At 53.7% G+C, this 23,053-nt stretch carries 25 protein-coding genes and 1 other annotated feature; of the genes, 14 read left to right on the top strand and 11 right to left on the bottom strand.

All coding sequences use genetic code 11. The features are described 5' to 3' along the window. Nucleotides 1-81: 81 nt before the first annotated feature. Nucleotides 82-960: an NAD(+) kinase gene (nadK, locus tag ACOTYH_RS09470; RefSeq protein ID WP_017383004.1), complete on the bottom strand. Its 879-nt coding sequence runs from the start codon at nt 958-960 to the stop codon at nt 82-84. 122 nt (nt 961-1,082) lie between these two features. Here nadK and grpE point away from each other — a divergent pair, with 122 nt between their 5' ends. Then, nucleotides 1,083-1,676 (top strand): nucleotide exchange factor GrpE, encoded by a 594-nt coding sequence (gene grpE / locus ACOTYH_RS09465; RefSeq protein ID WP_003863126.1) that lies wholly within the window; start codon nt 1,083-1,085, stop codon nt 1,674-1,676. 51 nt (nt 1,677-1,727) lie between these two features. Here grpE and ACOTYH_RS09460 read toward each other — a convergent pair whose 3' ends face one another. Further along, complete coding sequence (locus ACOTYH_RS09460) at nt 1,728-3,014, bottom strand: HlyC/CorC family transporter (RefSeq protein ID WP_026094274.1); 1,287 nt, start codon at nt 3,012-3,014, stop codon at nt 1,728-1,730. Between the two features lie 19 nt (nt 3,015-3,033). Beyond that, the gene (locus ACOTYH_RS09455; protein ID WP_014832951.1) at nt 3,034-3,825 is read right to left on the bottom strand and encodes a cytochrome C assembly family protein; all 792 of its coding nucleotides are present in this window, start codon (nt 3,823-3,825) and stop codon (nt 3,034-3,036) included. Nucleotides 3,826-3,991: 166 nt separating this feature from the next. Here ACOTYH_RS09455 and ffh point away from each other — a divergent pair, with 166 nt between their 5' ends. From ffh to ACOTYH_RS09420, 7 genes are all read left to right on the top strand, one after another. Continuing rightward, nucleotides 3,992-5,353: a signal recognition particle protein gene (gene ffh, locus ACOTYH_RS09450; protein WP_003863132.1), complete on the top strand. Its 1,362-nt coding sequence runs from the start codon at nt 3,992-3,994 to the stop codon at nt 5,351-5,353. A gap of 116 nt (nt 5,354-5,469) precedes the next feature. Beyond that, nucleotides 5,470-5,718 (top strand): 30S ribosomal protein S16, encoded by a 249-nt coding sequence (rpsP, locus tag ACOTYH_RS09445; RefSeq protein ID WP_003863133.1) that lies wholly within the window; start codon nt 5,470-5,472, stop codon nt 5,716-5,718. A gap of 15 nt (nt 5,719-5,733) precedes the next feature. After that, the gene (gene rimM, locus ACOTYH_RS09440; RefSeq protein WP_015571575.1) at nt 5,734-6,273 is read left to right on the top strand and encodes a ribosome maturation factor RimM; all 540 of its coding nucleotides are present in this window, start codon (nt 5,734-5,736) and stop codon (nt 6,271-6,273) included. A 31-nt stretch (nt 6,274-6,304) separates the two neighbouring features. Then, the gene (gene trmD / locus ACOTYH_RS09435; RefSeq protein ID WP_014832949.1) at nt 6,305-7,072 is read left to right on the top strand and encodes a tRNA (guanosine(37)-N1)-methyltransferase TrmD; all 768 of its coding nucleotides are present in this window, start codon (nt 6,305-6,307) and stop codon (nt 7,070-7,072) included. A 43-nt stretch (nt 7,073-7,115) separates the two neighbouring features. Next, nucleotides 7,116-7,463, top strand: a complete 348-nt coding sequence (gene rplS / locus ACOTYH_RS09430; protein ID WP_002914145.1) for a 50S ribosomal protein L19 — start codon at nt 7,116-7,118, stop codon at nt 7,461-7,463. Between the two features lie 132 nt (nt 7,464-7,595). Then, nucleotides 7,596-8,000 (top strand): DUF2946 domain-containing protein, encoded by a 405-nt coding sequence (locus ACOTYH_RS09425; protein ID WP_032654636.1) that lies wholly within the window; start codon nt 7,596-7,598, stop codon nt 7,998-8,000. 38 nt (nt 8,001-8,038) lie between these two features. Continuing rightward, nucleotides 8,039-9,409, top strand: coding sequence for a PepSY-associated TM helix domain-containing protein (locus ACOTYH_RS09420; RefSeq protein WP_047062398.1), 1,371 nt, complete (start codon nt 8,039-8,041; stop codon nt 9,407-9,409). A 2-nt stretch (nt 9,410-9,411) separates the two neighbouring features. On the opposite strand, the gene ACOTYH_RS09415 is transcribed toward ACOTYH_RS09420, so the two are convergent. From ACOTYH_RS09415 to ACOTYH_RS09400, 4 genes are all read right to left on the bottom strand, one after another. Further along, entirely contained in the window at nt 9,412-9,897 is a 486-nt protein-coding gene (locus ACOTYH_RS09415) for an OmpA family protein (RefSeq protein WP_017382956.1), read from the bottom strand. Between the two features lie 12 nt (nt 9,898-9,909). After that, entirely contained in the window at nt 9,910-11,130 is a 1,221-nt protein-coding gene (dgcN, locus tag ACOTYH_RS09410; protein ID WP_017692859.1) for a diguanylate cyclase DgcN, read from the bottom strand. Further along, nucleotides 11,123-11,659 carry a YfiR family protein gene (locus tag ACOTYH_RS09405; RefSeq protein ID WP_015571570.1) on the bottom strand — a complete coding sequence of 179 codons (537 nt, stop codon included), beginning with the start codon at nt 11,657-11,659 and terminating at the stop codon, nt 11,123-11,125. The genes dgcN and ACOTYH_RS09405 overlap by 8 nt, the downstream gene beginning before the upstream one ends. Nucleotides 11,660-11,812: 153 nt before the next feature. Further along, nucleotides 11,813-12,187 carry a DUF2799 domain-containing protein gene (locus ACOTYH_RS09400; protein WP_045333286.1) on the bottom strand — a complete coding sequence of 125 codons (375 nt, stop codon included), beginning with the start codon at nt 12,185-12,187 and terminating at the stop codon, nt 11,813-11,815. A 213-nt stretch (nt 12,188-12,400) separates the two neighbouring features. On the opposite strand from ACOTYH_RS09400, the gene aroF reads away from it, so the two are divergent. The 3 genes from aroF to ACOTYH_RS09385 are packed head-to-tail and all read left to right on the top strand — an operon-like array spanning nt 12,401 to nt 15,536. Further along, a complete protein-coding gene (gene aroF, locus ACOTYH_RS09395; RefSeq protein WP_058689498.1) occupies nt 12,401-13,471 on the top strand; it encodes a 3-deoxy-7-phosphoheptulonate synthase AroF in 1,071 nt (356 codons plus the stop codon). Between the two features lie 10 nt (nt 13,472-13,481). Continuing rightward, complete coding sequence (gene tyrA / locus ACOTYH_RS09390; RefSeq protein ID WP_006811631.1) at nt 13,482-14,603, top strand: bifunctional chorismate mutase/prephenate dehydrogenase; 1,122 nt, start codon at nt 13,482-13,484, stop codon at nt 14,601-14,603. A gap of 60 nt (nt 14,604-14,663) precedes the next feature. Beyond that, on the top strand, nt 14,664-15,536 hold the full coding sequence (locus ACOTYH_RS09385) for an SMP-30/gluconolactonase/LRE family protein (protein ID WP_058689497.1): 873 nt from the start codon (nt 14,664-14,666) through the stop codon (nt 15,534-15,536). Here the strand turns inward: ACOTYH_RS09385 and pheA are convergent. From pheA to bamD, 4 genes are all read right to left on the bottom strand, one after another. Then, nucleotides 15,533-16,693: a bifunctional chorismate mutase/prephenate dehydratase gene (gene pheA, locus ACOTYH_RS09380; protein ID WP_045906907.1), complete on the bottom strand. Its 1,161-nt coding sequence runs from the start codon at nt 16,691-16,693 to the stop codon at nt 15,533-15,535. The genes ACOTYH_RS09385 and pheA overlap by 4 nt on opposite strands. 30 nt (nt 16,694-16,723) lie before the next feature. Continuing rightward, nucleotides 16,724-16,849, bottom strand: a sequence feature (Phe leader region). Beyond that, complete coding sequence (pheL, locus tag ACOTYH_RS09375; RefSeq protein ID WP_100229775.1) at nt 16,801-16,848, bottom strand: pheA operon leader peptide PheL; 48 nt, start codon at nt 16,846-16,848, stop codon at nt 16,801-16,803. It overlaps the preceding feature by 48 nt. Nucleotides 16,850-16,953: 104 nt before the next feature. Further along, entirely contained in the window at nt 16,954-17,295 is a 342-nt protein-coding gene (gene raiA, locus ACOTYH_RS09370; protein WP_003863162.1) for a ribosome-associated translation inhibitor RaiA, read from the bottom strand. Nucleotides 17,296-17,562: 267 nt separating this feature from the next. Next, complete coding sequence (gene bamD / locus ACOTYH_RS09365; RefSeq protein ID WP_003863164.1) at nt 17,563-18,300, bottom strand: outer membrane protein assembly factor BamD; 738 nt, start codon at nt 18,298-18,300, stop codon at nt 17,563-17,565. A 131-nt stretch (nt 18,301-18,431) separates the two neighbouring features. Here bamD and rluD point away from each other — a divergent pair, with 131 nt between their 5' ends. The 3 genes from rluD to clpB all read left to right on the top strand — a co-directional run bounded on the left by rluD (nt 18,432) and on the right by clpB (nt 22,843). Continuing rightward, nucleotides 18,432-19,412 carry a 23S rRNA pseudouridine(1911/1915/1917) synthase RluD gene (gene rluD / locus ACOTYH_RS09360; RefSeq protein WP_003863165.1) on the top strand — a complete coding sequence of 327 codons (981 nt, stop codon included), beginning with the start codon at nt 18,432-18,434 and terminating at the stop codon, nt 19,410-19,412. Further along, a complete protein-coding gene (gene yfiH, locus ACOTYH_RS09355) occupies nt 19,409-20,140 on the top strand; it encodes a purine nucleoside phosphorylase YfiH (protein ID WP_040118001.1) in 732 nt (243 codons plus the stop codon). The genes rluD and yfiH overlap by 4 nt, the downstream gene beginning before the upstream one ends. A gap of 129 nt (nt 20,141-20,269) precedes the next feature. Beyond that, nucleotides 20,270-22,843, top strand: coding sequence for an ATP-dependent chaperone ClpB (gene clpB, locus ACOTYH_RS09350; RefSeq protein WP_017692862.1), 2,574 nt, complete (start codon nt 20,270-20,272; stop codon nt 22,841-22,843). Nucleotides 22,844-23,053 lie beyond the last annotated feature (210 nt).

Genomic DNA, 23,053 nt, shown 5'->3' with positions numbered 1-23,053 from the left:
GTTTTCCTGTATGAAAAACCATAACTGTGTTTGTATACAGTATAAACTGGTTTTATATACAGTAAAGTGCTGGATGCAAAATCAGAACAATTTTTTTGACCAGCCGAGCTTGGAGCTTAATGTGTTGAAATAGCTGTAATCTTTCGGGTGAATCAGGTTCAGATGGTAATCGCAGCGGCGAATGAGGACATCTTCACCTTCCTGAATGGGGAGCGCAATCTGACTGTCGCAGCTGATCTCCAGGTCGTTACGGCGATGGGAAAAACGCAGGCGGATGGTGCTGTCGCCGTTGATCACCAGCGGACGCGCCGAGAGCGTATGCGGGAACATCGGCACCAGGGTAATGGCATCCAGCGATGGCGTCAGGATTGGGCCTCCGGCTGAAAGCGAGTAGGCAGTTGACCCCGTCGGGGTTGAAATAATCAGCCCGTCAGAACGCTGCGAGAAAGCGAAGATTTCGTCGATATAGACTTCGAACTCGATCATGTGCGCCACTTTACCGGGATGGAGAACCACCTCGTTAATGGCGGTGCTGATGCGCTTCTGGCAGTCCTGCTGACACACCTGGGCTTCCAGTAAAAACCGTTTTTCACTGATATAGTGGCCTTCCAGCACGTCCGCCAGCTGCTGCTGCGCATTGTCCGGGTCGAGGTCGGTCAGGAAACCGAGATTGCCACGGTTAATACCAATAACCTTAATATCATAGCGAGCCAGCGTTCGCGCCGCGCCCAGCATATTGCCGTCGCCACCGACCACCACGGCGAGATCCGCCTGCTGGCCAATTTCCGCCAGCGTGCCGGTTCTGACGCTTTTAAGCTGCAACTCCTGGGCGATCTGCTGCTCGACCATCACTTCATAGCCTTTACCACACAGCCAGCGATACAACATTTCATGTGTCGTCAATGCGGTAGGGTGACGCGGATGGCCGACGATCCCAATACACCTGAAATGATTATTCATTTTCTGGAGGTCCTTGTGCCTGATGAATGATGACAATCTGCCTTGTTCCCTTGAATCCAGGAAACTGATCCCCATAATAAGCGAAGTTAGCGAGATGAATGCAGAAAAACGCGGAGAAATTCATGAGTAGTAAAGAACAGAAAACGCCTGAGGGGCAAGCCCCTGAAGAAATTATCACGGAACAGCACGATGAAGTTGAGGCAGTAGAGCCAGACACGTCTGCTGAGCAGGTGGACCCGCGCGATGAAAAAATTGCCAACCTGGAAGCTCAGTTGGTAGAAGCGCAGAATCGCGAACGCGATGGCGTACTGCGTATCAAAGCGGAAATGGAAAACCTGCGCCGTCGTACCGAGCTGGACGTTGAAAAGGCGCACAAATTTGCGCTGGAGAAATTCGTCAACGAACTGCTTCCGGTGATCGACAGCCTGGATCGCGCGCTAGAAGTGGCGGATAAAGCTAACCCGGATAACGCGGCGATGATTGAAGGCATTGAGCTGACGCTGAAATCCATGCTGGATGTGGTGCGTAAGTTCGGTGTTGAAGTGATTGCCGATACGGATGTACCGCTGGATCCAAACGTTCACCAGGCCATTGCGATGGTGGAATCCGAAGACGTTGCCGCGGGTAACGTGCTGGGCGTGATGCAGAAAGGGTATACCCTGAACGGTCGTACTATTCGCGCTGCGATGGTGACCGTGGCGAAAGCGAAAGCATAACGTGCTGCCTGTAGTGCCGGGTGGCGGCGTTCGCCTTACCCGGCCTACATTTTATTCGGCGATACTTTCGCGTAAAGGTTTAACGGGCAGGACCTTCACCTGCTTAATCATGTTGTCCTGAACGTCCAGAATATCAATATCATACTGTTCAATGCGCACGCGCGTGCCTGCCGCCGGGATCTCTTCCAGCGCTTCCAGGATCATTCCGTTCATCGTCCGCGCTTCGTCTTCCGGCAAATGCCAGTTGAACGCTTTATTGATTTCACGAATGTTGGCGCTGCCGTCGATAAGCACTGACCCGTCGTTTTGCGGGGTGACTTCTTCCGCAAGGGAAGGCGACATTGACGTGGTAAAGTCCCCGACAATCTCTTCCAGAATATCTTCGACCGTCACCAGCCCCTGTATATCGCCGTATTCATCCACCACCAGGCCGACTTTCTTCTTGTTTCGCTGGAACTTCACCAGTTGCGTGCTGAGTGGGGTGCCTTCCGGCACGTAGTAAATTTCGTCGGCGGCGCGCAGCATCACCTCTTTGGTGAACTCGTTTTTCTCAGTCATCAGACGATAGGCCTCGCGCACGCGCAGCATGCTGATGGCATCGTCGAGGGAATCGCGATAGAGGACGATACGCCCGTGCGGGGAGTGTGTCAGCTGGCGGACAATGGCCTTCCAGTCGTCGTTGATATCAATCCCGACGATTTCATTGCGCGGCACCATGATGTCGTCAACGCTGACCTTTTCCAGATCCAGCACCGACAGGAGCATGTCCTGATTGCGGCGGGAGATCTGCGAGCGGGATTCATTCACGATGGTACGCAGTTCGTCTTTGCTGAGCGCGCTACTAATGGTGACGTCTGCCTTTATACCGACCATGCGCATCAGCACCCGTGTCACCATATTCAGCAGCCAGACCAGCGGCATCATCAGAATAAGCAGCGGTGCTAACAGGAAGCTGCTCGGGTAGGCGACTTTTTCCGGGTAAAGAGCGGCGATGGTTTTGGGCAGCACTTCCGCAAACACCAGCACCACAAACGTGAGCACACCTGTGGCAATCGCCACGCCTGCGTTGCCGTACAGACGCATCCCGACGATGGTGCCCAACGCAGAAGCGAGAATATTGACCAGGTTGTTACCGATAAGCACCAGGCTAATCAGCCGGTCCGGCTTACGCAGAAGCTTTTCGACACGACGCGCGGCACGGTTACCCTGCTTGGCGCGATGACGTAACCGGTAGCGGTTCAGCGTCATCATGCCGGTTTCAGAGCCAGAGAAATAAGCGGAGATGACCACCATGATGACCAGAATGACGATCAGCGTGGTGGTAGAGATGTGTTCCAGGGGGAACTCCTTTTGTTACTTAGCCAGCAAATTGCTGTATGAAGCGGCTACCAAAATAGGCAAGCGTGAGAATGCCCGCACCCGCTACGTTGAACCAGACCACGCGACGACCGCGCCAGCCTTCATGATAATGGCCCCATAACAGGACAATATAGACAAACCACGCGATGATGGAGAGGACCGCTTTATCGATATTCTCCACGCTGAACAGGTTCTTCATATAAAACAAGCCCGTGCACAGCGTCAGCGTCAGCAGAACCACACCGACCTGGGTGATGTGGAACATCTTACGCTCAATCACCATCAGCGGCGGCATTTCGTGGTTAAACGCCAGCTTTTTATTTTTCAGCTGGTAGTCAATCCAGGCGAGTTGCATGGCGTAAAGGGCGGCGATGATCAGCGTCGCGTAGGAGAACAGCGACAGGCCAATATGCACCAGCATCCCCGGCGTGGCTTCCAGGTGAGTAATAAACTCATTGGGCATGAACGTGGCTAACGCCAGGTTGATCAGCGCAAAGGCGTAGACTATCGGCAGCAGCAGCCAGCCACGGTTTTTAGACGCGACAATGGTCATGACCGTACAGATCATCAGGCTGACCAGCGAGCCGACGTTCAGTACGCTCAGATTTTGCACGCTGCCGTCGCCGGGAATGATGCGTGATTCCAGCGCAAACGCGTGGCTAATCAGTGCGATCACTGCCGAAAGAATAGCCATGCGCCGCCAGCCGCTGTTTTTTTGCAGCAGGCCAGGAATGATCAGCGCGAGGCTGACAGAGTAGGCAACAAGGGCGATCAGTGCGAAAACAGGCATATAGGCGTCGACAGTTGTCTTAATAAGAAAGAGAAGCAGTATAACGTTACGTGACGCCTGCTCCAACCGTTGCATAACAACAAAGGCGCCTTCATGTTATACTCCGGCAAAATTCTGTGTATGTGTCGCCCAGGCGACCTAACGTTTCTACCCCAGGCGAGAGACAATGTTTGATAATTTAACCGATCGTTTGTCGCGCACGCTGCGCAACATCAGCGGCCGTGGACGCCTCACCGAAGAGAACATCAAGGAAACGCTGCGCGAAGTGCGCATGGCGCTGCTGGAAGCAGACGTCGCGTTGCCGGTCGTACGTGATTTTATCAACCGCGTGAAAGAGAAAGCGGTTGGCCATGAAGTGAACAAGAGCCTGACTCCGGGTCAGGAGTTCGTCAAAATCGTCCGTAACGAGCTGGTTTCGGCGATGGGCGAAGAGAACCAGGTGCTAAACCTGGCGGCTCAGCCGCCGGCCGTCGTGCTGATGGCGGGTCTGCAAGGTGCGGGTAAAACCACCAGTGTCGGTAAGCTGGGGAAATTCCTGCGTGAAAAGCACAAGAAAAAGGTGCTGGTGGTGTCGGCGGACGTGTATCGCCCGGCGGCGATCAAACAGCTGGAAACGCTGGCCGAGCAGGTTGGCGTAGACTTCTTCCCGTCCGACGTGGCGCAGAAGCCTGTCGATATCGTTAACGCGGCGCTGAAAGAGGCGAAGCTGAAATTCTACGACGTGCTGCTGGTGGATACCGCCGGTCGTCTGCACGTTGACGAAGCGATGATGGACGAAATTAAGCAGGTGCATGCCTCTATCAATCCGGTAGAGACCCTGTTTGTTGTTGACGCCATGACCGGTCAGGATGCGGCAAACACCGCGAAAGCGTTTAACGAAGCCCTGCCGTTAACCGGTGTGGTGCTGACCAAAGTCGACGGCGATGCCCGCGGCGGTGCGGCGCTGTCTATTCGTCATATCACCGGTAAGCCAATTAAGTTCCTCGGCGTGGGCGAGAAAACCGAAGCGCTGGAGCCGTTCCATCCGGACCGTATTGCCTCCCGTATTCTCGGCATGGGCGACGTGCTGTCGCTGATCGAAGATATCGAGAGCAAGGTTGACCGCGCGCAGGCCGAGAAGTTGGCCAGCAAGCTGAAAAAAGGCGACGGTTTCGATCTCACCGACTTCCTTGAGCAGTTGCGTCAGATGAAAAACATGGGCGGCATGGCAAGCCTGATGGGCAAACTGCCAGGCATGGGCCAGATCCCGGACAACGTCAAATCCCAGATGGATGACAAAGTGCTGGTGCGTATGGAGGCCATCATCAACTCGATGACGCTGAAAGAGCGCGCGAAGCCAGAAATCATCAAAGGTTCCCGTAAACGCCGTATCGCAGCCGGTTGCGGCATGCAGGTGCAGGACGTTAACCGCCTTCTGAAACAGTTCGACGACATGCAGCGCATGATGAAGAAAATGAAGAAAGGCGGCATGGCGAAGATGATGCGCGGCATGAAAGGCATGATGCCTCCCGGTTTTCCTGGGCGTTAATCGCTTTTGAGATTGCTTTTTGCCCGAAAATGAGTAAAATTTTCGGGCTTTTAATATGACACCCGGGCTCCGTTCCTCGATGGGGCCCGGTTGTTTTATTCACACAAGAGGATGTTATGGTAACTATTCGTTTAGCTCGTCACGGCGCTAAAAAGCGTCCGTTCTACCAGGTTGTTGTGACTGACAGCCGTAATGCACGCAACGGTCGCTTCATCGAGCGCGTTGGTTTCTTCAACCCACTGGCCGCTGGCGCAGAAGAAGAAACCCGTCTGGATCTGGATCGTATCGCTCACTGGGTTGGCCAGGGCGCTACTGTTTCCGATCGCGTTGCTACGCTGATCAAAGCAGCAAACAAAGCAGCTTAATCTGTCACGGTGGTCATGATGAGCAATAAAGCACCTGTTGAACCGATCGTATTGGGAAAAATGGGTTCTTGCTACGGTATCCGTGGTTGGCTCAGAGTGTTTTCCTCCACTGAAGACGCTGATAGCATTTTTAATTACCAGCCCTGGTTTATCCAGAAAGCCGGTAAGTGGGAAGAGGTCGAGCTGGAAAGCTGGCGTCACCACAATCAGGACATCATCATCAAGCTGAAAGGCATTGACGATCGTGATGCCGCGAATGCGCTGACTAATTGTGAAATTGTCGTGGATTCGTCGCAGTTGCCACAGCTGGAAGAGGGTGACTACTACTGGAAAGACCTTATGGGTTGCCAGGTAGTGACCACTGAAGGCTACAGCCTGGGGAAAGTCATCGACATGATGGAAACCGGGTCAAATGACGTTCTCGTCATTAAGGCAAACCTGAAAGATGCATTTGGCATCAAGGAGCGGTTGGTTCCGTTCCTCGATGGACAGGTTATCAAGAAAGTCGATCTCACTACTCAAACCATTGAAGTAGATTGGGATCCTGGTTTTTAAATTCTCCGGATAAACGGTAAAAGACGGCGCTATGTGGATTGGCATAATTAGCCTGTTTCCTGAAATGTTCCGCGCGATTACCGATTACGGGGTAACTGGCCGGGCAGTAAAGAATGGCCTGCTGAGCATCCAGAGCTGGAGTCCTCGTGACTTCACGCACGACCGGCACCGTACCGTGGACGATCGTCCTTACGGCGGCGGACCGGGGATGTTGATGATGGTGCAACCCTTACGGGACGCCATTCACACAGCAAAAGCCGCGGCAGGTGAAGGCGCGAAGGTGATTTATCTGTCACCTCAGGGACGCAAGCTTGATCAAGCGGGCGTGAGCGAACTGGCGACGAATCAAAAGCTGATTCTGGTCTGTGGTCGCTACGAAGGGATAGATGAGCGCGTAATTCAAACCGAGATTGACGAAGAATGGTCTATCGGCGATTACGTTCTCAGCGGTGGTGAGTTACCAGCAATGACGCTGATTGACTCCGTTGCCCGGTTCATTCCGGGTGTACTGGGCCATGAAGCTTCGGCGACAGAAGATTCGTTTGCCGATGGATTGCTGGACTGTCCACACTATACTCGTCCTGAAGTGTTAGAAGGGATGGAAGTCCCGGCAGTATTACTGTCTGGAAACCATGCCGAGATACGTCGCTGGCGTTTGAAGCAGTCGCTGGGCCGAACCTGGCTTAGAAGACCTGAACTTCTGGAAAACCTGGCTCTGACTGAAGAGCAAGCAAAGTTGCTGGCCGAGTTCAAAACTGAACACGCGCACCAGCAGCATGAACATGATGGGAATGCGTAATACGCTCCCGAATATCAGTTTACCCAGGATAAGAGATTAAATTATGAGCAACATTATTAAGCAACTTGAACAAGAGCAGATGAAGCAGGACGTACCTTCCTTCCGTCCAGGTGACACCGTGGAAGTGAAAGTATGGGTTGTTGAAGGTTCCAAAAAACGTCTGCAGGCATTCGAGGGCGTGGTTATCGCTATTCGTAACCGCGGTCTGCACTCTGCATTCACTGTTCGTAAAATTTCCAACGGCGAAGGCGTTGAGCGTGTCTTCCAGACTCACTCTCCGGTAGTTGACAGCATTGCTGTTAAACGTCGTGGTGCTGTACGTAAAGCTAAACTGTACTACCTGCGTGAGCGTACTGGTAAGTCTGCTCGTATTAAAGAGCGTCTGAACTAAGATTCGCTTAAGCGACATCCTGTTAGAAAGGGCTGGCCGAAAGGCTGGCCCTTTTTTTATCCCATCGCACCTCTCGCGTTAACCCTTCCGTCATAAATCATTTACAATGTTCGCCTCTTGGGTGGAGGGTAAGTGGATAACGTACTGCATCAGCGTAACTGGAAACGCGCAGCGGCATTGACCGCGCTGTTTGCGATCCTGCTGATCGTCGTGGCGCCGCTGATCTCCGTCTCGCTGCAAAAAGATCCCATGAGCGCCATGCCGGGTATGCACCATGACATGAGCATGATGTCGATGGACGAGCAACATAGTGATATGCCGCATTCTATGCCAGTTGACCATGCGGAAGCATGCGGCTACTGCGTGCTGTTAGCGCATGTGCCGGGCGTGATGCTGGCGCTTATCGTTCTGCTCAGCGTGGTGTTGCAGCGGCTGCGCGTGAAACCGCCTCGTCAGGCGGTCAGCCACTGGCACTTTTTCCCCTGGCTTTACCCCGATACCCGCGCGCCGCCGCGTCGGTCTGCTTTCTCCCTTTAAAACAAAATCACTCACTTTTTGCCTTAAAAAGGAAAAGTATGACTACCTGCACTCCGCGCGCGGCATGGGGAAACCTGCTGCGTCGCCTCCATTTCTATATCGGGCTGTTTGTCGGTCCGTTTATCTTCTTCGCAGCGCTGACCGGAACGCTGTATGTCGCCACGCCGCAGCTTGAAAAGGCGCTGTACCATCATGCACTCCACACGGATGCCGTGGGTGAGGCGCAGCCTCTTGCTGAACAAATTGCCGTGGCGGAAAAGGCCGTGGGTTCAGCGCTGCGTTTACATGCTGTACGTCCGGGGCTGGAAGAGGGCGAAACGACCCGCGTGATGTTTGCCGACCCGGCGCTGGGTCCCTCCGAGCATCGGGCTATTTTTATTGATCCCACCAGCCTTGAGATTCGAGGGGATATGACCGTGTACGGCACCAGCGGGATTTTACCGCTGCGTCAGACTATCGATTATCTGCATACCTCGCTGATGCTGGGCAACATCGGGCGCCTCTATAGCGAGTTAGCCGCCTCGTGGATGTGGGTTGCTGCCCTGGGCGGGATCGCGCTGTGGTTCTACACCCGACCTAAGCGCCGTATTAACAATCGTTTCCAGAATCGTCGCCGCCTGCATGTGATCTTAGGCTGGACGTTACTGGCGGGAATGCTGCTGTTCTCAGTCACCGGGTTAACCTGGTCACAATGGGCCGGTGGCAACGTCGATAAGCTGCGTGCAGAGATGAACTGGCTGACGCCGCAGGTAAACACCACCCTTTCCGGTGCGCCGGAAATGAGGGATGAACACGCCGAACATCGTGGTCATCACGGGGGAATGACGATGCCTGAAATGCCAGTCAAACTGTCGCTTTTTGACAACGTATTGCAGGTCGCCCGCCAGTCAGGGATTGATGCGAACAACGTTGAGATCCGTCCGGCAAGCAGGGTCGACCAGGCCTGGACGGTGACGGAAATCGATCGCCGCTGGCCTACGCAGGTTGATGCCGTTGCCGTGGATCCCCACTCACTGAAGGTGCTGGACAGCACTCGCTTCGGGGATTTCCCGCTGATGGCTAAACTCACCCGCTGGGGCGTGGATTTCCATATGGGGATCCTGTTTGGTCTGGCAAATCAGCTGCTGCTCATCGCGTTTGGCGTTGCGCTGTGTGTGTTAATTATCTGGGGGTACCGGATGTGGTGGATGCGTCGCCCTGCAACGTTAGCCGCGAACCCGGTACAGACGCTCTGTCAAAGCTGGCTGGCATTGCCGCTGTGGGGAAGGGGAGTGACGTTCCTGATAAGCCTCCTGCTGGGGCTGGCGTTGCCGGTAATGGGCGTCAGTCTGGCGGTCTTTATTGTGATTGACTGGCTGCGCTGGCGAGCGGTTTCAGGCGTGTCGCTCGCCGGAACATCCGTTAAATAGCCTTAAGGCGTGCTGATGACTACCGCAACCCGGCGGTTTTCAGCGCGCCCCTGCGCAGTGCGGTTGCTGCTGACAGGGTATTTTTTGCCTAAGCCCCGCGTAGTGAGATTGCTGCGCGGGATGTTCGCGCCCTTCGCCCAGGCATCCGCCACAACATTGGCACGTTTTAACGAAAGCGCTTCGTTGTAGCTCTCTTCGCCATAGTTATCCGTATGGCCATCCATCCTGGCGTGGTTCAGACCGGTTGCCGCCAGGCGTGAGGCCATAGTCTGGATCTGCGTTTCACTTTCCGGGCGCAGCCTGGCGTCATTTTTATCAAACAGGATCTTATCCGACAGGCCCAGAGACCAGTCGCCATTCAGTTCGTTAAAGCCGTAGGATTTCATGGCCGCAATTTGCTCTGGCGTGAATTTCCCTTCAGGGGATGACTGGCATCCGGACATTACCAGTGATGCCAGTATTAACGGCGCAAAGTATCGCTTTAACATATCGTCTTCCTTTCAGGATATTGTTTTCGAACGCTGGTTTTTGACCAGATACATATTGCGATCGGCTTGCTCCAGTAATGCTTCAACGGAGGCATTTTCCCACGCCAGAGCAAAGCCAATGCTGAGGGACATTGATGCTGTGTGCCCGTTATGCAGATCAAACGGACGGATAAATTGCTGCGACAGCGCAGCGCAAATAAATTCGACCTCACGTGCGGTGTGGACGCCGTAAAGGATCATGGCAAATTCATCGCCGCCAAGACGGTAAGACTGATGACGTTTTTCGCCAAACTCGACCATCCTTTTGGCGGCTTCGATCAGTACGCAGTCACCCGCGGCATGACCCCAGGTGTCATTGATAACCTTAAAGTTATCACCGTCCAGGAAGAGCAGGGCAGAATTGGTTTTTGCTGAAGCGTCGTTCATTAATGCCGCAATGTTGTTGCGAAACGCGGCGCGGTTTGCAAGCCCCGTGAGCGGATCGTGCATGGCGGTACGCAACAGTTGAGCGTTTTTCGCCTGTAGCTTGAGCTGCCACTCTTCCATTTCATCCAGCAGGCTGTTGAAGTCTTCACCAAACTGGTGGAACTCTTCAATGCGGCCTTCCGTTACCCGGCGAGAGAAGTTGCGGTTAGTGCGAACGTCATGCACAACGTCAGTGATGTTTTGCATTTCAACAACCATGCCATGATGTAGCGAGCGGGTGATGGTCAATGCGACGGCAGAGGCAAAAAGAATGCAGCCGGTGAGGACCGCAAATGAGAGCCAGATAAAGTGGCTAATCAGGCTGTCTCGCGCGGTCAGACGAATTTCGCCAATCACATTGCCGTTATGTATGATGGGCTGTGCGACAGGAACAGGGAACAACCACCGGTTGACCAGCGCGCCCAGCGTGTCGGTATTATCCGCCGGGTTCCATGACCACCAGGCAAACCGTTTATGATGTGCGTTAAGCACTTCCGCCACGGCGAACTGCCCCTGCTTGCCGAGGGTCGCCAGCGTTTCATTTGCCGCCACGGCATCGTTGAACACCAGAGAGGCTTCAAGGCTGTGGCTCATGGTGGCGCCGGTAAGTTCGAGGTTTTTTTGCGCGTATTGCTTTAATGTCACCACGGAAGCGAAACACAGCAGCAACCATATAAACGTCATCGTTATAATGACGCTTATCATGCTGATTCGTCGCAACGTTCTTTTAAACGTCGGACGCGGTGTTGGTGCGACTTCCTTATTCATGCTTCTTATTCCGTGCGAGCATTAATACATCCGGATTGACTCTTACGCCACTGCGCGCCAGCGCATCCAGATTTACGGAAAACCTGACGAGGTTGTGCTCTATTATCAGACAAAATGCGCTGCCAATAACGCATTCAGGATTTTGTTCTGACATTAATAGCAACGCCTGGCCCTGATATTGATTTATTATTTCCTGTTGTTTTGCCGGCGACTCGCTCCCGAAATAGAGGGCATCACACCTTGCTGCGAGTGCTTCCCGATCGCTATGCACAATGACAGGACTATAGGGCAACGGGTTGTGTTCATCTTCACTGCTGAGCGCCTGTCTGTAATGGGAAGAGGCATAAATACAGAGCTTAGGCTGGCCGGACAGTGCTGGCCATCGGGTGTAGCTCACAATGCCAGAAACAATCGAACGTACTGATTTATCCGTTTCCGTGAACGAGCCTGCCGTTGCAGGGGCTACTAAAATGAACAGTATTAGCACCAGGGGGAGTCGGAGCAAAGCGATCAAGATTGCATTTCTCATCAGAATCCGCCAAACCGCCCCGGAAATAGATGTCCTTAAGAATTGTCGGCAGAATACCATTGTTTATCAAAGCCGTCATTATGTCAGAAATATCCCTGTTTTGACCTAAGCTAAATCTTACAGTGAGCTATATTCAGAGGAATTAAGGCAGGCTCAATTAAGCCTGCTGGAACGCATACTTTCATCCAATCCTTGTTGCCAGGATTCATGCAGTTTTACTGCATTTTCAGTTGCATCGCAGCTGGCAGGAAATGATTTGCCCGCTAATCCCCAGGCGTGAATAAAGCCCTCTTCGCATATTTTTTTCTGTCCGTTAGCGTAGCCACGAAGATATTCCGCTCGATCAACCTGAGGGTCATTAAAACTATCGGCCAGAGCCTGGTTATCTTTAACCGGAACACCATTCATAGCGTCTTCTTTACCGGCCGTGAACCAGTCCGGGCTGGTCCAGTCAGGCTGAAAAGTATAAGGATTGATCTGGCAACCCGACAAAATCAGCGACAACAACATAAAAGCAATTGAACGCATGGCTATTCTCCTTGTTTGTGAGCATAGCTTGGGTTACAGGTGTGCGTGTGTAATTTTAACTTTACGATTTTAGGCAATGATTTTTGCAATTAAAGGGCTGGTGTAAAGTAATGTGTACGTATTTTGGATTGAAATCTTTACTTAATGTGATATCGTTGTGTCACCTCTTCGAGGAAAACCACTATCGCAAACGAGTTTGACAGGATCGCAATCATGCAAAAAGACGCGCTGAACAACGTACATATCACTGACGAACAGGTGTTAATCACCCCGGATCAACTGAAGGCGGAATTCCCGCTAAGCGTCGCGCAGGAAGCTCAGATTGAGCACTCGCGCCAGACCATTTCTGACATTATCGCTGGCCGCGATCCGCGCCTGCTGGTGGTATGTGGTCCTTGCTCTATTCACGATCCTGAAACCGCCATTGAGTACGCTCGTCGATTTAAAGCATTAGCGGAGGAGGTCAGCGATAGCCTCTATCTGGTGATGCGCGTCTATTTTGAGAAGCCACGTACGACCGTTGGCTGGAAAGGGTTGATCAACGATCCGCACATGGATGGCTCGTTTGATGTGGAAGCCGGCCTGAAGATTGCGCGTCGCCTGCTGGTAGAGCTGGTCAGCATGGGGCTGCCGCTGGCAACCGAGGCGCTGGATCCGAACAGCCCGCAGTACCTCGGCGATCTGTTTAGCTGGTCTGCGATTGGGGCGCGCACCACCGAGTCACAAACCCACCGCGAGATGGCGTCTGGCCTGTCTATGCCGGTTGGTTTTAAAAACGGTACCGACGGCAGCCTGGCCACGGCGATTAACGCCATGCGCGCCGCCGCCATGCCCCATCGTTTTGTCGGGATCAACCAGGCGGGCCAGGTATGCCTGCTGCAAACGCAGGGCAACCCGGACGGGCATGTGATCCTGCGCGGTGGTAAAGCGCCAAACTACAGCCCGGCGGATGTCGCGCAGTGTGAAAAAGAGATGGAACAGGCGGGACTGCATCCGGCGCTGATGGTAGATTGCAGTCATGGTAATTCGAATAAAGATTACCGTCGCCAGCCTGCGGTTGCAGAATCTGTGATTGCTCAGATTAAAGATGGCAACCGTTCAATTATCGGCCTGATGATTGAAAGTAATATTCATGAAGGCAATCAGTCATCGGAACAGCCGCGTAGCGCGATGAAGCCCGGCGTCTCGGTCACCGATGCCTGCATTAGCTGGGAAACCACCGATGCGCTGCTGCGTGAGATCCACAAAGATTTGAACGGCCAGCTGGCGACGCGTCTGGCATAAGAGGGTAGTTATGGTTGCTGAATTGACCGCATTACGCGATCAAATTGATGAAGTGGATAAGGCGTTGTTGGATCTTCTGGCGCGCCGCATGGCACTGGTTGCTGAGGTCGGCGAGGTTAAAAGTAAATACGGACTGCCGATTTACGTTCCGGAGCGCGAGGCCTCTATGCTCGCCTCCCGCCGTAAAGAGGCGCAGGCCCTGGGCGTATCACCTGATTTGATTGAGGACGTCCTGCGTCGCGTGATGCGCGAGTCCTATTCCAGCGAAAACGACAAGGGCTTCAAAACCCTCTGTCCGTCGCTGCGCCCGGTGGTTATCGTCGGTGGTGGCGGGCAGATGGGGCGTCTGTTTGAGAAAATGCTGACGCTTTCTGGCTATCAGGTGCGTATTCTGGAGAAAGAGGACTGGTCGCACGCGCCGGAGCTGATGAAAGACGCCGGAATGGTTATCGTCAGCGTGCCGATCCATGTGACGGAGCAAATAATCGCGAAACTTCCTCCGCTGCCGGAAGATTGCATACTGGTGGACCTGGCCTCCGTTAAAAATGGTCCGCTACAGGCAATGCTGGCGGCGCACACTGGCCCCGTGCTTGGGTTACACCCGATGTTTGGCCCGGACAGCGGAAGCCTGGCGAAGCAGGTAGTGGTTTACTGTGACGGACGGCAGCCGGAAGCCTACCAGTGGTTCCTGGAACAGATCCAGGTCTGGGGAGCACGTTTGCACCGCATTAGCGCGGTAGAGCATGACCAGAACATGGCGTTTATTCAGGCGCTGCGCCACTTTGCAACCTTCGCCTATGGGCTGCACCTGGCGGAAGAGAACGTTCAGCTTGAACAATTGCTGGCGCTTTCCTCGCCAATCTATCGTCTGGAGCTGGCGATGGTCGGGCGACTGTTTGCCCAGGATCCGCAGCTTTACGCCGACATCATCATGTCGTCTGAAAATAATCTGGCGCTGATCAAGCGCTATTATCAGCGTTTTGGCGAAGCGATCACCTTGCTGGAACACGGCGATAAACAAGCCTTTATCGACAGTTTCCGTAAAGTGGAGCACTGGTTCGGTGATTACGCCACGCGATTCCAGAGTGAAAGCCGTACGCTGTTGCGCCAGGCAAATGACAGTCGCCAGTAATGCGATGATGTATATACTGAAAGCCAGCATTGCTGGCTTTTTTCATTTTGGGGAACTGTCATGGCCGAACCGCAGCTGCTGTTGAACTATACCGGGCATCTGCCCGAATGCCCGACGTGGAGTGCAGACGAGAAGGCGCTCTACTGGGCGGATATCCTGGAAGGGGAGATCCATCGGTACCATCTGCCCACCGCGGAACACTCGGTGCTCTCATTCCATGAAGAAGTTGGGTGTTTTGCCCTGCGTGAACGCGGCGGATTTATCGTCGCGATGCGAAACGCCATCTGGCTGACCGATAAACACGGCCTGCTCCAGCGGAAGGTTTGCGATAACCCGTCCAACCCGCAGCTTGCACGCTTTAACGATGGCGGTACCGATCATCAGGGACGGTTTTATGCGGGCACCTTCTGGGGGCCGGGGGATTATAACGGCGCCATGCTGATGCGTATCGACAACGACCTGACGCCGAAAGTGATCCAGTGCGATATTCACGGGCATAACGGTTTAGCGTTTAGTCCTGACAAACGATGGATGTTTACTTCTGATACGCCGAACGGTGTAATCTACCGTACGCCGCTTGATGAGCAGGGGGAACCCGGTAAGCGCAAAGAGTTTCGCCGGTTTAGCGAGGGAGAAGGTATACCCGATGGAGCGGCAATGGATGAGGAAGGCTGCTACTGGAGCGCACTGTTTGACGGCTGGCGTATCGCACGGTTTTCACCGCAAGGCGAACAGCTGGAAGAGTATCGGCTGCCGGTACGCTGCCCGACAATGGTGTGCTTTGGCGGCGACGATATGAAAACGCTGTTTATCACCACCACGCGGGAAAATATGGAGGCGGAGGAGCTGGCGAAATATCCGCTTTCCGGTGCCATCTTCACCCTGCCTGTAAATGTGGCAGGGATGAAGAAAAGCCGCTTTATCGAACGTTAAGCCGGATCGACCGGGACCACGTTTTCGCTCGGATAGCAGCCCAGCACTTTCATGGAGCGTGTGATCTCGCCCAGTTCGCGCAGGGCTTTCTGCATGGACGCAGACTCCAGGTTGGCCTGAACGTCGAGATAAAACATTTCTTCCCACGGGTTGCCATGTATTGGGCGGGATTCCAGCTTCGTCATGATCAGGTTGTGATTACGCAGCACCAGCAGCGCTTCAACCAGCGCACCCGCCTGCTGGCCGGTCGCCATCAGCAGGGTGGTTTTCGCCGGGACCTGGTCCGACACGTTGATGGCCTTGCGGGCCAGAACCACGAAACGGGTGATATTCTGCGTCTGGTTGGCCAGATTGCGTTCCAGCACCTGTAAGCCATACAGCGCGCCGCCCGCTTCGCTACCGAGAGCCGCGATGGCAGAAGAGTTTGCCTGCGCCACTTTTTCCATCGCCGCCGAGGTGCTTTCGGTGTATTCAATTTTCCAGTGCGGATAACGGTTCAGGAACTGGCTGCACTGCTGGAACGGCTGCGGGTGGCTGTACACCGTTTCGATCTGACTCAGATCGGTTGAGCCAGAGACCAGCACGCAGTGATCGATAGGGATAGTCAACTCGCCGACTAACGACAGGCTGGTGTGCTGGAGCAGATCGTAAACATCGTTGATGGCGCCGGAACTGGTGTTCTCAATAGGCACCACGGCGTAATCTGCCTGGCCGGTTTCGACCTGGTTGAAGATGTCTGCAAATTTCGCGCAGCCGCTCTCAATAAACTCTTCGAAATGTCGGGCTGCGTACTGGCGAGCCGCCAGGTGAGAATAGGAGCCTTTCGGGCCGAGGAAAGCGATACGAGCAGAGTGCGGGTTGGTTTTGTTAAGATGCTGCTGGAGCAGGGCTTGTTGCGTCAGAACGGAGTCTTCGATGATGAGCTGGAACAGGCGGGTGATGTAGTGCGCATCCAGATGATGCGCTTTGCCGAGTTGAATCAACCGTTCCAGTAAATCACGTTCGCGATCGATATCGCGCACCGGCCGATGGGACTCGAGCTTGGCTTTGCCCACTTCAACGGCGAGCGCGCGGCGTTCTGCCAGCAGGGCCAGTAATTTTTCGTCGAGTGCACTGATTTTTACGCGTAAATCCAGGAGCGGGTTTTCCGGTGTCATAGTGTTGTCTGTCTCATTTTATCGTTATCAATAAAAAAGGCCTCCCGGTGTGGGAGGCCTTTTTGTTCGTCTTCGCATTCTTTATCACACGACGAAACGCCTCCCGGTCAGGGGAAGGTAAAAAAGAATGCGAAGAAAAACGGCGTCTGTTTCATAAAGTCATCCTGAAATTGATAGGGTTAAAGTACCTGCACTGTTTTGATCCTGTCAATAAAAAACGCGCCCGAAGGCGCGTTGTCGGTACACTCAATTTTAGAGGATTACTCTTCTTCAACTTCTTCCGCGAAGCTGGCGTCTTTCACCGAGGTTGCGGCGCGACGTGCTTCACCTTTGTGTTGCACTTTATTGAGCTGCCGTTCCAGCTTGTTGATCAAATCGTTAATTGCGGTGTACATATCCTCGTGTTTTGCGCTGGCGACCAGATGGCCGTTTGGAGTATTGATAGTTGCATCAGCGATGAAACCCTGCGGCTCCTTGGACAGGATGATATGTGGATTAATCAAATGTGTTTGCCATTTATCCAGTTTGGCGAGACGGTCTGCGACGTGCTGGCGGATTGCCGGAGTAATTTCCATTTGTTTACTGGTAATGTTCATTGTCATAAATTTTACCTCTTGTCTTTCCGTCTTGGTGATTCCAGCATACCCGACCTAATGTCAAAATGTGTGATTTAGATCACGTTATTTTGTCGGTTTTTGTCAGGGAATCTTTTTTGTGAGGCAGGGCAGGAAGAGGTGAGATTTACCTTGTCGAAGCCAACAATTGCGGTCATAGTTGAATGGATGTGTTGAAGCTAAACCGCTTCAGCGTAAGTCTGAAAGAATAAAAAAACGGCAGCCCGCAGGCTGCCGTTATGCGTTGTAGCGGTATCAGGTGTTGCTGCTGTTCGCGGCGATGATTTTCGCCACTTTGTCCGCCTGAGCCGTCATCTGCATCTGGCGATACGCATTCTCCATCAGTTTCAGGCCATCACGCGTGGCCTGCGTATCCGGATAATCACGCAGCATGCCTTCTACACGGTTAACCACGGCAACCCATGCGCCACGGCGGGTGTAGTATTCCGCAACGGAGTACTCGTATTTCGCCAGACGATCTTTCAGGAACACCAGACGCTTAGTGGCATCGGTAATGTACTGGCTGTTCGGGTAGCTACGCACCAGTTTGGAGAAGTCATTGAAAGCATCACGCGCATGTTGCGGGTCACGGTCGGAACGATCCACCCCGAAGAAGCCCTGCAATGCACTGTCATCCAGCGCCATGTTAGTCAGGCCGCGCATGTACATCACGTAATCGATGTTAGGATGGGTAGGATTCAGACGCATGAAACGATCGATCGTTGCCTGAGCCAGCGGCAGATCGGCATTTTTGTAGTAGGCGTAGATGAGATCTAACTGTACCTGCTGCGAATACGGACCAAACGGATAGCGATTATCCAACGCTTCCAGTTGCGTTATCGCCTGTTTCCAGTTACCGTCCTGCAACTTTTGTTGTGCAGTCGCATAGATTTCATTCGGCGGATTGTCAGGGACCTGTTCATTCGAACCGGAGCAGCCCACCAAAGCCAGGCTCAACGTGGCCGCTGCCACCAGATATTTCATGCGCGTCATGACGTTTTGACTTTCCTCAAATGTTTGTCCGGGAGAAACTCAGTTCCTGCTCCCGATTAAGACCAGCTACAATAGCACACTATATTAAACGGCAAAGCCGTAAAACCCAACGTTAAACGAAGAAGCAGTTTATGGCACAACGAGTAGAACTCACCGCAACAGTCTCCGAAAATCAGCTCGGTCAACGCTTAGATCAGGCTTTGGCCGAATTGTTCCCTGATTATTCGCGTTCACGCATAAAAGAATGGATCCTTGACCAGCGCGTGCTGGTAAACGGCAAGATCTGGGACAAACCAAAAGAGAAAGTGTTTGGTGGGGAAGCTGTCGCCATCAATGCTGAAATCGAAGAGGAAATCCGCTTCGAGCCCCAGGATATCCCGCTGGATATCGTCTACGAAGATGACGATATTCTGGTCATCAACAAGCCGCGCGACTTTGTTGTTCACCCGGGCGCGGGCAATCCTGACGGTACGGTACTTAACGCACTCCTTCATTATTATCCGCCGATTGCCGACGTACCGCGTGCCGGTATTGTTCACCGTCTGGATAAAGACACCACGGGTCTGATGGTGGTGGCGAAGACGGTTCCCGCCCAGACTCGCCTGGTGGAATCGTTGCAACTGCGCGAAATCACCCGTGAGTATGAAGCGGTGGCGATTGGTCATATGACCTCTGGCGGCACGGTGGAAGAGCCTATCAGCCGTCACCCAACCAAGCGTACGCATATGTCCGTACACCCGATGGGCAAACCGGCGGTGACCCATTACCGCATCATGGAACATTTCCGTATTCATACGCGCCTGCGTTTGCGTCTGGAAACCGGGCGTACTCACCAGATCCGCGTACACATGGCGCATATTACCCATCCGCTGGTGGGTGACCCGGTTTACGGCGGTCGTCCGCGTCCACCAAAGGGCGCATCGGATGAATTCATCTCCGTGCTGCGTAAATTCGATCGCCAGGCGCTGCATGCGACGATGCTACGTCTTTACCACCCAATCACCGGAATTCAGATGGAATGGCATGCGCCGATCCCACAGGATATGGTGGAACTTATCGACGCGATGCGCGCAGATTTCGAAGAACATAAGGATCACGTGGACTGGTTATGACCAAACTGATTGTCCCGGAATGGCCACTGCCTGAAGGCGTGGCCGCCTGTAGTTCAACCCGTATAGGTGGCGTGAGCCAGGGCGCGTGGGAGTCTCTGAACCTCGGTGCGCACTGTGGTGATAACCTGGAGCACGTTGAAGAGAACCGTAAACGCCTCTTTGCTGCGGGAAACCTTCCTTCAAAACCGGTCTGGCTTGAGCAGGTGCACGGTAAAGCGGTGCTGAAGCTGACGGGGGAGCCCTATGCGTCTAAGCGCGCCGATGCTTCGTACAGCAATACGCCGGGAACGGTTTGCGCGGTGATGACTGCTGATTGCCTGCCGGTGTTGTTCTGCAATAAGGCAGGAACTGAAGTGGCTGCTGCCCACGCCGGATGGCGAGGCCTGTGCGAAGGCGTGCTGGAAGAGACCGTTGCCTGCTTCCATGACGATTCTGCAAATCTCATCGCCTGGCTTGGCCCGGCGATTGGCCCGCAGGCGTTTGAGGTCGGGCCCGAAGTGCGCGATGCCTTTATGGAAAAAGATCCGCAAGCGGTCGAAGCGTTTGTGGCTTCCGGAGATAAATATCTGGCCGATATTTATCAGCTTGCCCGCCAGCGCCTGAATAACGTCGGCGTGACCCAAATCTTCGGCGGAGATCGCTGTACCTTCAGCGAAAAGGGTGATTTTTTCTCCTATCGCCGCGACAAGACGACAGGTCGTATGGCAAGTTTCATTTGGCTGATATAACCTAAAGAATCAAGACGATCCGGTACGCGCCGTTTTCTTTTCACATAATTCAGGTTATTAACCTTGAATAATTGAGGGATGACCTCATTTAATCTCCAGTAGCAAATTTGACCTGTTATGGGAGGAGTTATGCGTCTGGATCGTCTTACTAATAAATTCCAGCTTGCTCTCGCCGATGCCCAGTCCCTTGCACTGGGGCACGACAACCAATTTATCGAACCTCTTCATTTAATGAGCGCCTTGCTGAATCAGGAAGGGGGATCGGTACGTCCTTTATTAACGTCCGCTGGCATTAATGCTGGCCAGTTACGCACCGCCATCGATCAGGCGCTGAGCCGTTTACCGCAGGTAGAAGGTACCGGCGGCGACGTGCAGCCGTCGCAGGATCTGGTGCGCGTGCTGAACCTTTGCGACAAGCTGGCGCAAAAACGTGGGGACAACTTTATTTCGTCAGAGCTGTTTGTTCTGGCGGCGCTTGAATCACGCGGTACCTTAACCGACCTGCTGAAATCCGCCGGTGCAACCACCGCTAATGTGACCCAGGCGATTGAGAAAATGCGCGGAGGTGAAAGCGTGAACGACCAGGGAGCCGAAGACCAACGTCAGGCTTTGAAGAAATTTACGGTCGACCTGACCGAACGTGCCGAGCAGGGCAAACTTGACCCGGTGATCGGCCGTGACGAAGAAATTCGTCGGACTATCCAGGTACTGCAACGTCGTACCAAAAACAACCCGGTGCTGATTGGTGAGCCTGGCGTCGGTAAAACCGCCATCGTTGAAGGGCTGGCGCAGCGTATCGTTAATGGCGAAGTGCCCGAAGGGCTGAAAGGCCGTCGCGTACTGGCGCTGGATATGGGCGCGCTGGTGGCCGGGGCGAAATACCGCGGTGAATTTGAAGAGCGTCTGAAAGGCGTGCTGAACGATCTGGCGAAACAGGAAGGTAACGTCATCCTGTTTATCGACGAACTGCACACCATGGTGGGCGCGGGTAAAGCTGACGGCGCAATGGATGCCGGGAACATGCTGAAACCTGCGCTGGCGCGTGGTGAACTTCACTGCGTTGGCGCCACTACGCTGGACGAGTATCGTCAGTACATTGAAAAAGATGCCGCGCTGGAGCGTCGCTTCCAGAAGGTGTTTGTCGCTGAACCAAGCGTTGAAGATACCATCGCTATTTTGCGTGGTCTGAAAGAGCGTTATGAGCTGCACCATCACGTGCAGATCACTGACCCGGCCATCGTTGCGGCGGCGACGCTTTCGCATCGTTACATTGCCGACCGTCAGTTGCCGGATAAAGCCATCGACCTTATCGATGAAGCGGCGTCCAGCATCCGTATGCAGATTGACTCGAAACCGGAAGAGCTGGACCGACTCGATCGCCGTATTATCCAGCTCAAGCTGGAACAGCAGGCGCTGAACAAAGAGTCTGACGAAGCGAGTAAGAAACGCCTCGATATGCTTAACGAAGAACTGGACGAGAAAGAGCGTCAGTATTCTGAGCTGGAAGAAGAGTGGAAAGCTGAGAAAGCCTCCCTCTCTGGCACCCAGACAATCAAGGCGGAGCTGGAGCAGGCGAAAATTGCCATTGAGCAGGCCCGTCGCGTAGGAGATCTGGCGCGGATGTCCGAGCTACAGTACGGCAAGATCCCTGAGCTGGAAAAACAGCTTGAGATCGCCACGCAGTCGGAAGGCAAAACCATGCGTCTGTTGCGTAATAAAGTGACGGATGCCGAGATTGCCGAAGTGCTGGCGCGCTGGACGGGCATTCCTGTGGCTCGCATGATGGAAAGCGAACGTGAGAAACTGCTGCGTATGGAGCAGGATCTGCATCAGCGCGTCATTGGACAGAACGAAGCGGTCGAAGCGGTATCTAACGCCATTCGTCGTAGCCGTGCGGGGCTGTCCGATCCGAATCGTCCAATCGGCTCGTTCCTTTTCCTGGGGCCAACCGGTGTCGGTAAAACCGAGCTGTGTAAAGCGCTGGCTAACTTTATGTTCGACAGCGATGACGCAATGGTGCGTATCGATATGTCCGAGTTTATGGAGAAACACTCCGTCTCGCGTCTGGTCGGTGCGCCTCCGGGATATGTCGGTTATGAAGAGGGCGGTTACCTGACGGAAGCGGTTCGTCGTCGTCCTTATTCCGTCATCCTGCTGGATGAAGTGGAAAAGGCTCATCCTGACGTGTTTAACATTCTGTTGCAGGTGCTGGATGATGGGCGTCTGACGGACGGGCAGGGAAGAACGGTCGACTTCCGTAACACGGTGGTGATCATGACCTCGAACCTGGGTTCCGATTTGATTCAGGAACGCTTCGGTGAGCTGGATTACAGCCATATGAAAGATCTTGTGCTGGGTGTGGTCAGCCAAAACTTCCGTCCGGAGTTCATCAACCGTATTGATGAAGTGGTCGTGTTCCATCCGCTGGGCGAGAAACACATCGCGTCGATTGCGCAGATCCAGTTGCAGCGTCTGTACAAACGTCTGGAAGAGCGTGGGTATGAAATCCACATTTCCGACGATGCGCTGAAACTGCTGAGCGAGAATGGTTACGATCCTGTTTATGGTGCGCGTCCGTTAAAACGTGCTATCCAGCAGCAGATCGAAAACCCGCTGGCACAGCAAATCCTCTCTGGGGAGCTGGTTCCGGGCAAAGTTATTCGTCTGGAAGCCAACGACGATCGCATTGTGGCAGTGCAGTAAGTCACAAAACGCAAAAACGGGCCGCTTGCGGCTCGTTTTTGTTTAAAAACCAGGCGAAAATTGAGGTCTGGGATGTGATTTGCCTGGAAAATGAGCGGTCAGTAAATAATTTTCACTTTATCCTTGCAGGTTCGGAATTACTCCCTATAATGCGCCTCCACTGACACGGAACAACGGCACGCAAGCCGCCGGGTCAGCAGAGAAAAGCAA

Source organism: Enterobacter cloacae complex sp. SHL001 (assembly GCF_049236825.1).
Taxonomy (GTDB): domain Bacteria; phylum Pseudomonadota; class Gammaproteobacteria; order Enterobacterales; family Enterobacteriaceae; genus Enterobacter; species Enterobacter hormaechei_C.
This window is presented reverse-complemented; position numbering and strand designations above follow the sequence as displayed.

Coding starts and splice junctions, on each gene's coding strand:
- nadK (WP_017383004.1), bottom strand. CDS start 960: ATGAATAATCATTTCAGGTGTATTGGGATCGTCGGCCATCCGCGTCAC.
- grpE (WP_003863126.1), top strand. CDS start 1,083: ATGAGTAGTAAAGAACAGAAAACGCCTGAGGGGCAAGCCCCTGAAGAA.
- ACOTYH_RS09455 (WP_014832951.1), bottom strand. CDS start 3,825: ATGCCTGTTTTCGCACTGATCGCCCTTGTTGCCTACTCTGTCAGCCTC.
- ffh (WP_003863132.1), top strand. CDS start 3,992: ATGTTTGATAATTTAACCGATCGTTTGTCGCGCACGCTGCGCAACATC.
- rpsP (WP_003863133.1), top strand. CDS start 5,470: ATGGTAACTATTCGTTTAGCTCGTCACGGCGCTAAAAAGCGTCCGTTC.
- rimM (WP_015571575.1), top strand. CDS start 5,734: ATGATGAGCAATAAAGCACCTGTTGAACCGATCGTATTGGGAAAAATG.
- trmD (WP_014832949.1), top strand. CDS start 6,305: ATGTGGATTGGCATAATTAGCCTGTTTCCTGAAATGTTCCGCGCGATT.
- rplS (WP_002914145.1), top strand. CDS start 7,116: ATGAGCAACATTATTAAGCAACTTGAACAAGAGCAGATGAAGCAGGAC.
- ACOTYH_RS09420 (WP_047062398.1), top strand. CDS start 8,039: ATGACTACCTGCACTCCGCGCGCGGCATGGGGAAACCTGCTGCGTCGC.
- ACOTYH_RS09415 (WP_017382956.1), bottom strand. CDS start 9,897: ATGTTAAAGCGATACTTTGCGCCGTTAATACTGGCATCACTGGTAATG.
- dgcN (WP_017692859.1), bottom strand. CDS start 11,130: ATGAATAAGGAAGTCGCACCAACACCGCGTCCGACGTTTAAAAGAACG.
- ACOTYH_RS09405 (WP_015571570.1), bottom strand. CDS start 11,659: ATGAGAAATGCAATCTTGATCGCTTTGCTCCGACTCCCCCTGGTGCTA.
- ACOTYH_RS09400 (WP_045333286.1), bottom strand. CDS start 12,187: ATGCGTTCAATTGCTTTTATGTTGTTGTCGCTGATTTTGTCGGGTTGC.
- aroF (WP_058689498.1), top strand. CDS start 12,401: ATGCAAAAAGACGCGCTGAACAACGTACATATCACTGACGAACAGGTG.
- tyrA (WP_006811631.1), top strand. CDS start 13,482: ATGGTTGCTGAATTGACCGCATTACGCGATCAAATTGATGAAGTGGAT.
- ACOTYH_RS09385 (WP_058689497.1), top strand. CDS start 14,664: ATGGCCGAACCGCAGCTGCTGTTGAACTATACCGGGCATCTGCCCGAA.
- pheA (WP_045906907.1), bottom strand. CDS start 16,693: ATGACACCGGAAAACCCGCTCCTGGATTTACGCGTAAAAATCAGTGCA.
- raiA (WP_003863162.1), bottom strand. CDS start 17,295: ATGACAATGAACATTACCAGTAAACAAATGGAAATTACTCCGGCAATC.
- bamD (WP_003863164.1), bottom strand. CDS start 18,300: ATGACGCGCATGAAATATCTGGTGGCAGCGGCCACGTTGAGCCTGGCT.
- rluD (WP_003863165.1), top strand. CDS start 18,432: ATGGCACAACGAGTAGAACTCACCGCAACAGTCTCCGAAAATCAGCTC.
- yfiH (WP_040118001.1), top strand. CDS start 19,409: ATGACCAAACTGATTGTCCCGGAATGGCCACTGCCTGAAGGCGTGGCC.
- clpB (WP_017692862.1), top strand. CDS start 20,270: ATGCGTCTGGATCGTCTTACTAATAAATTCCAGCTTGCTCTCGCCGAT.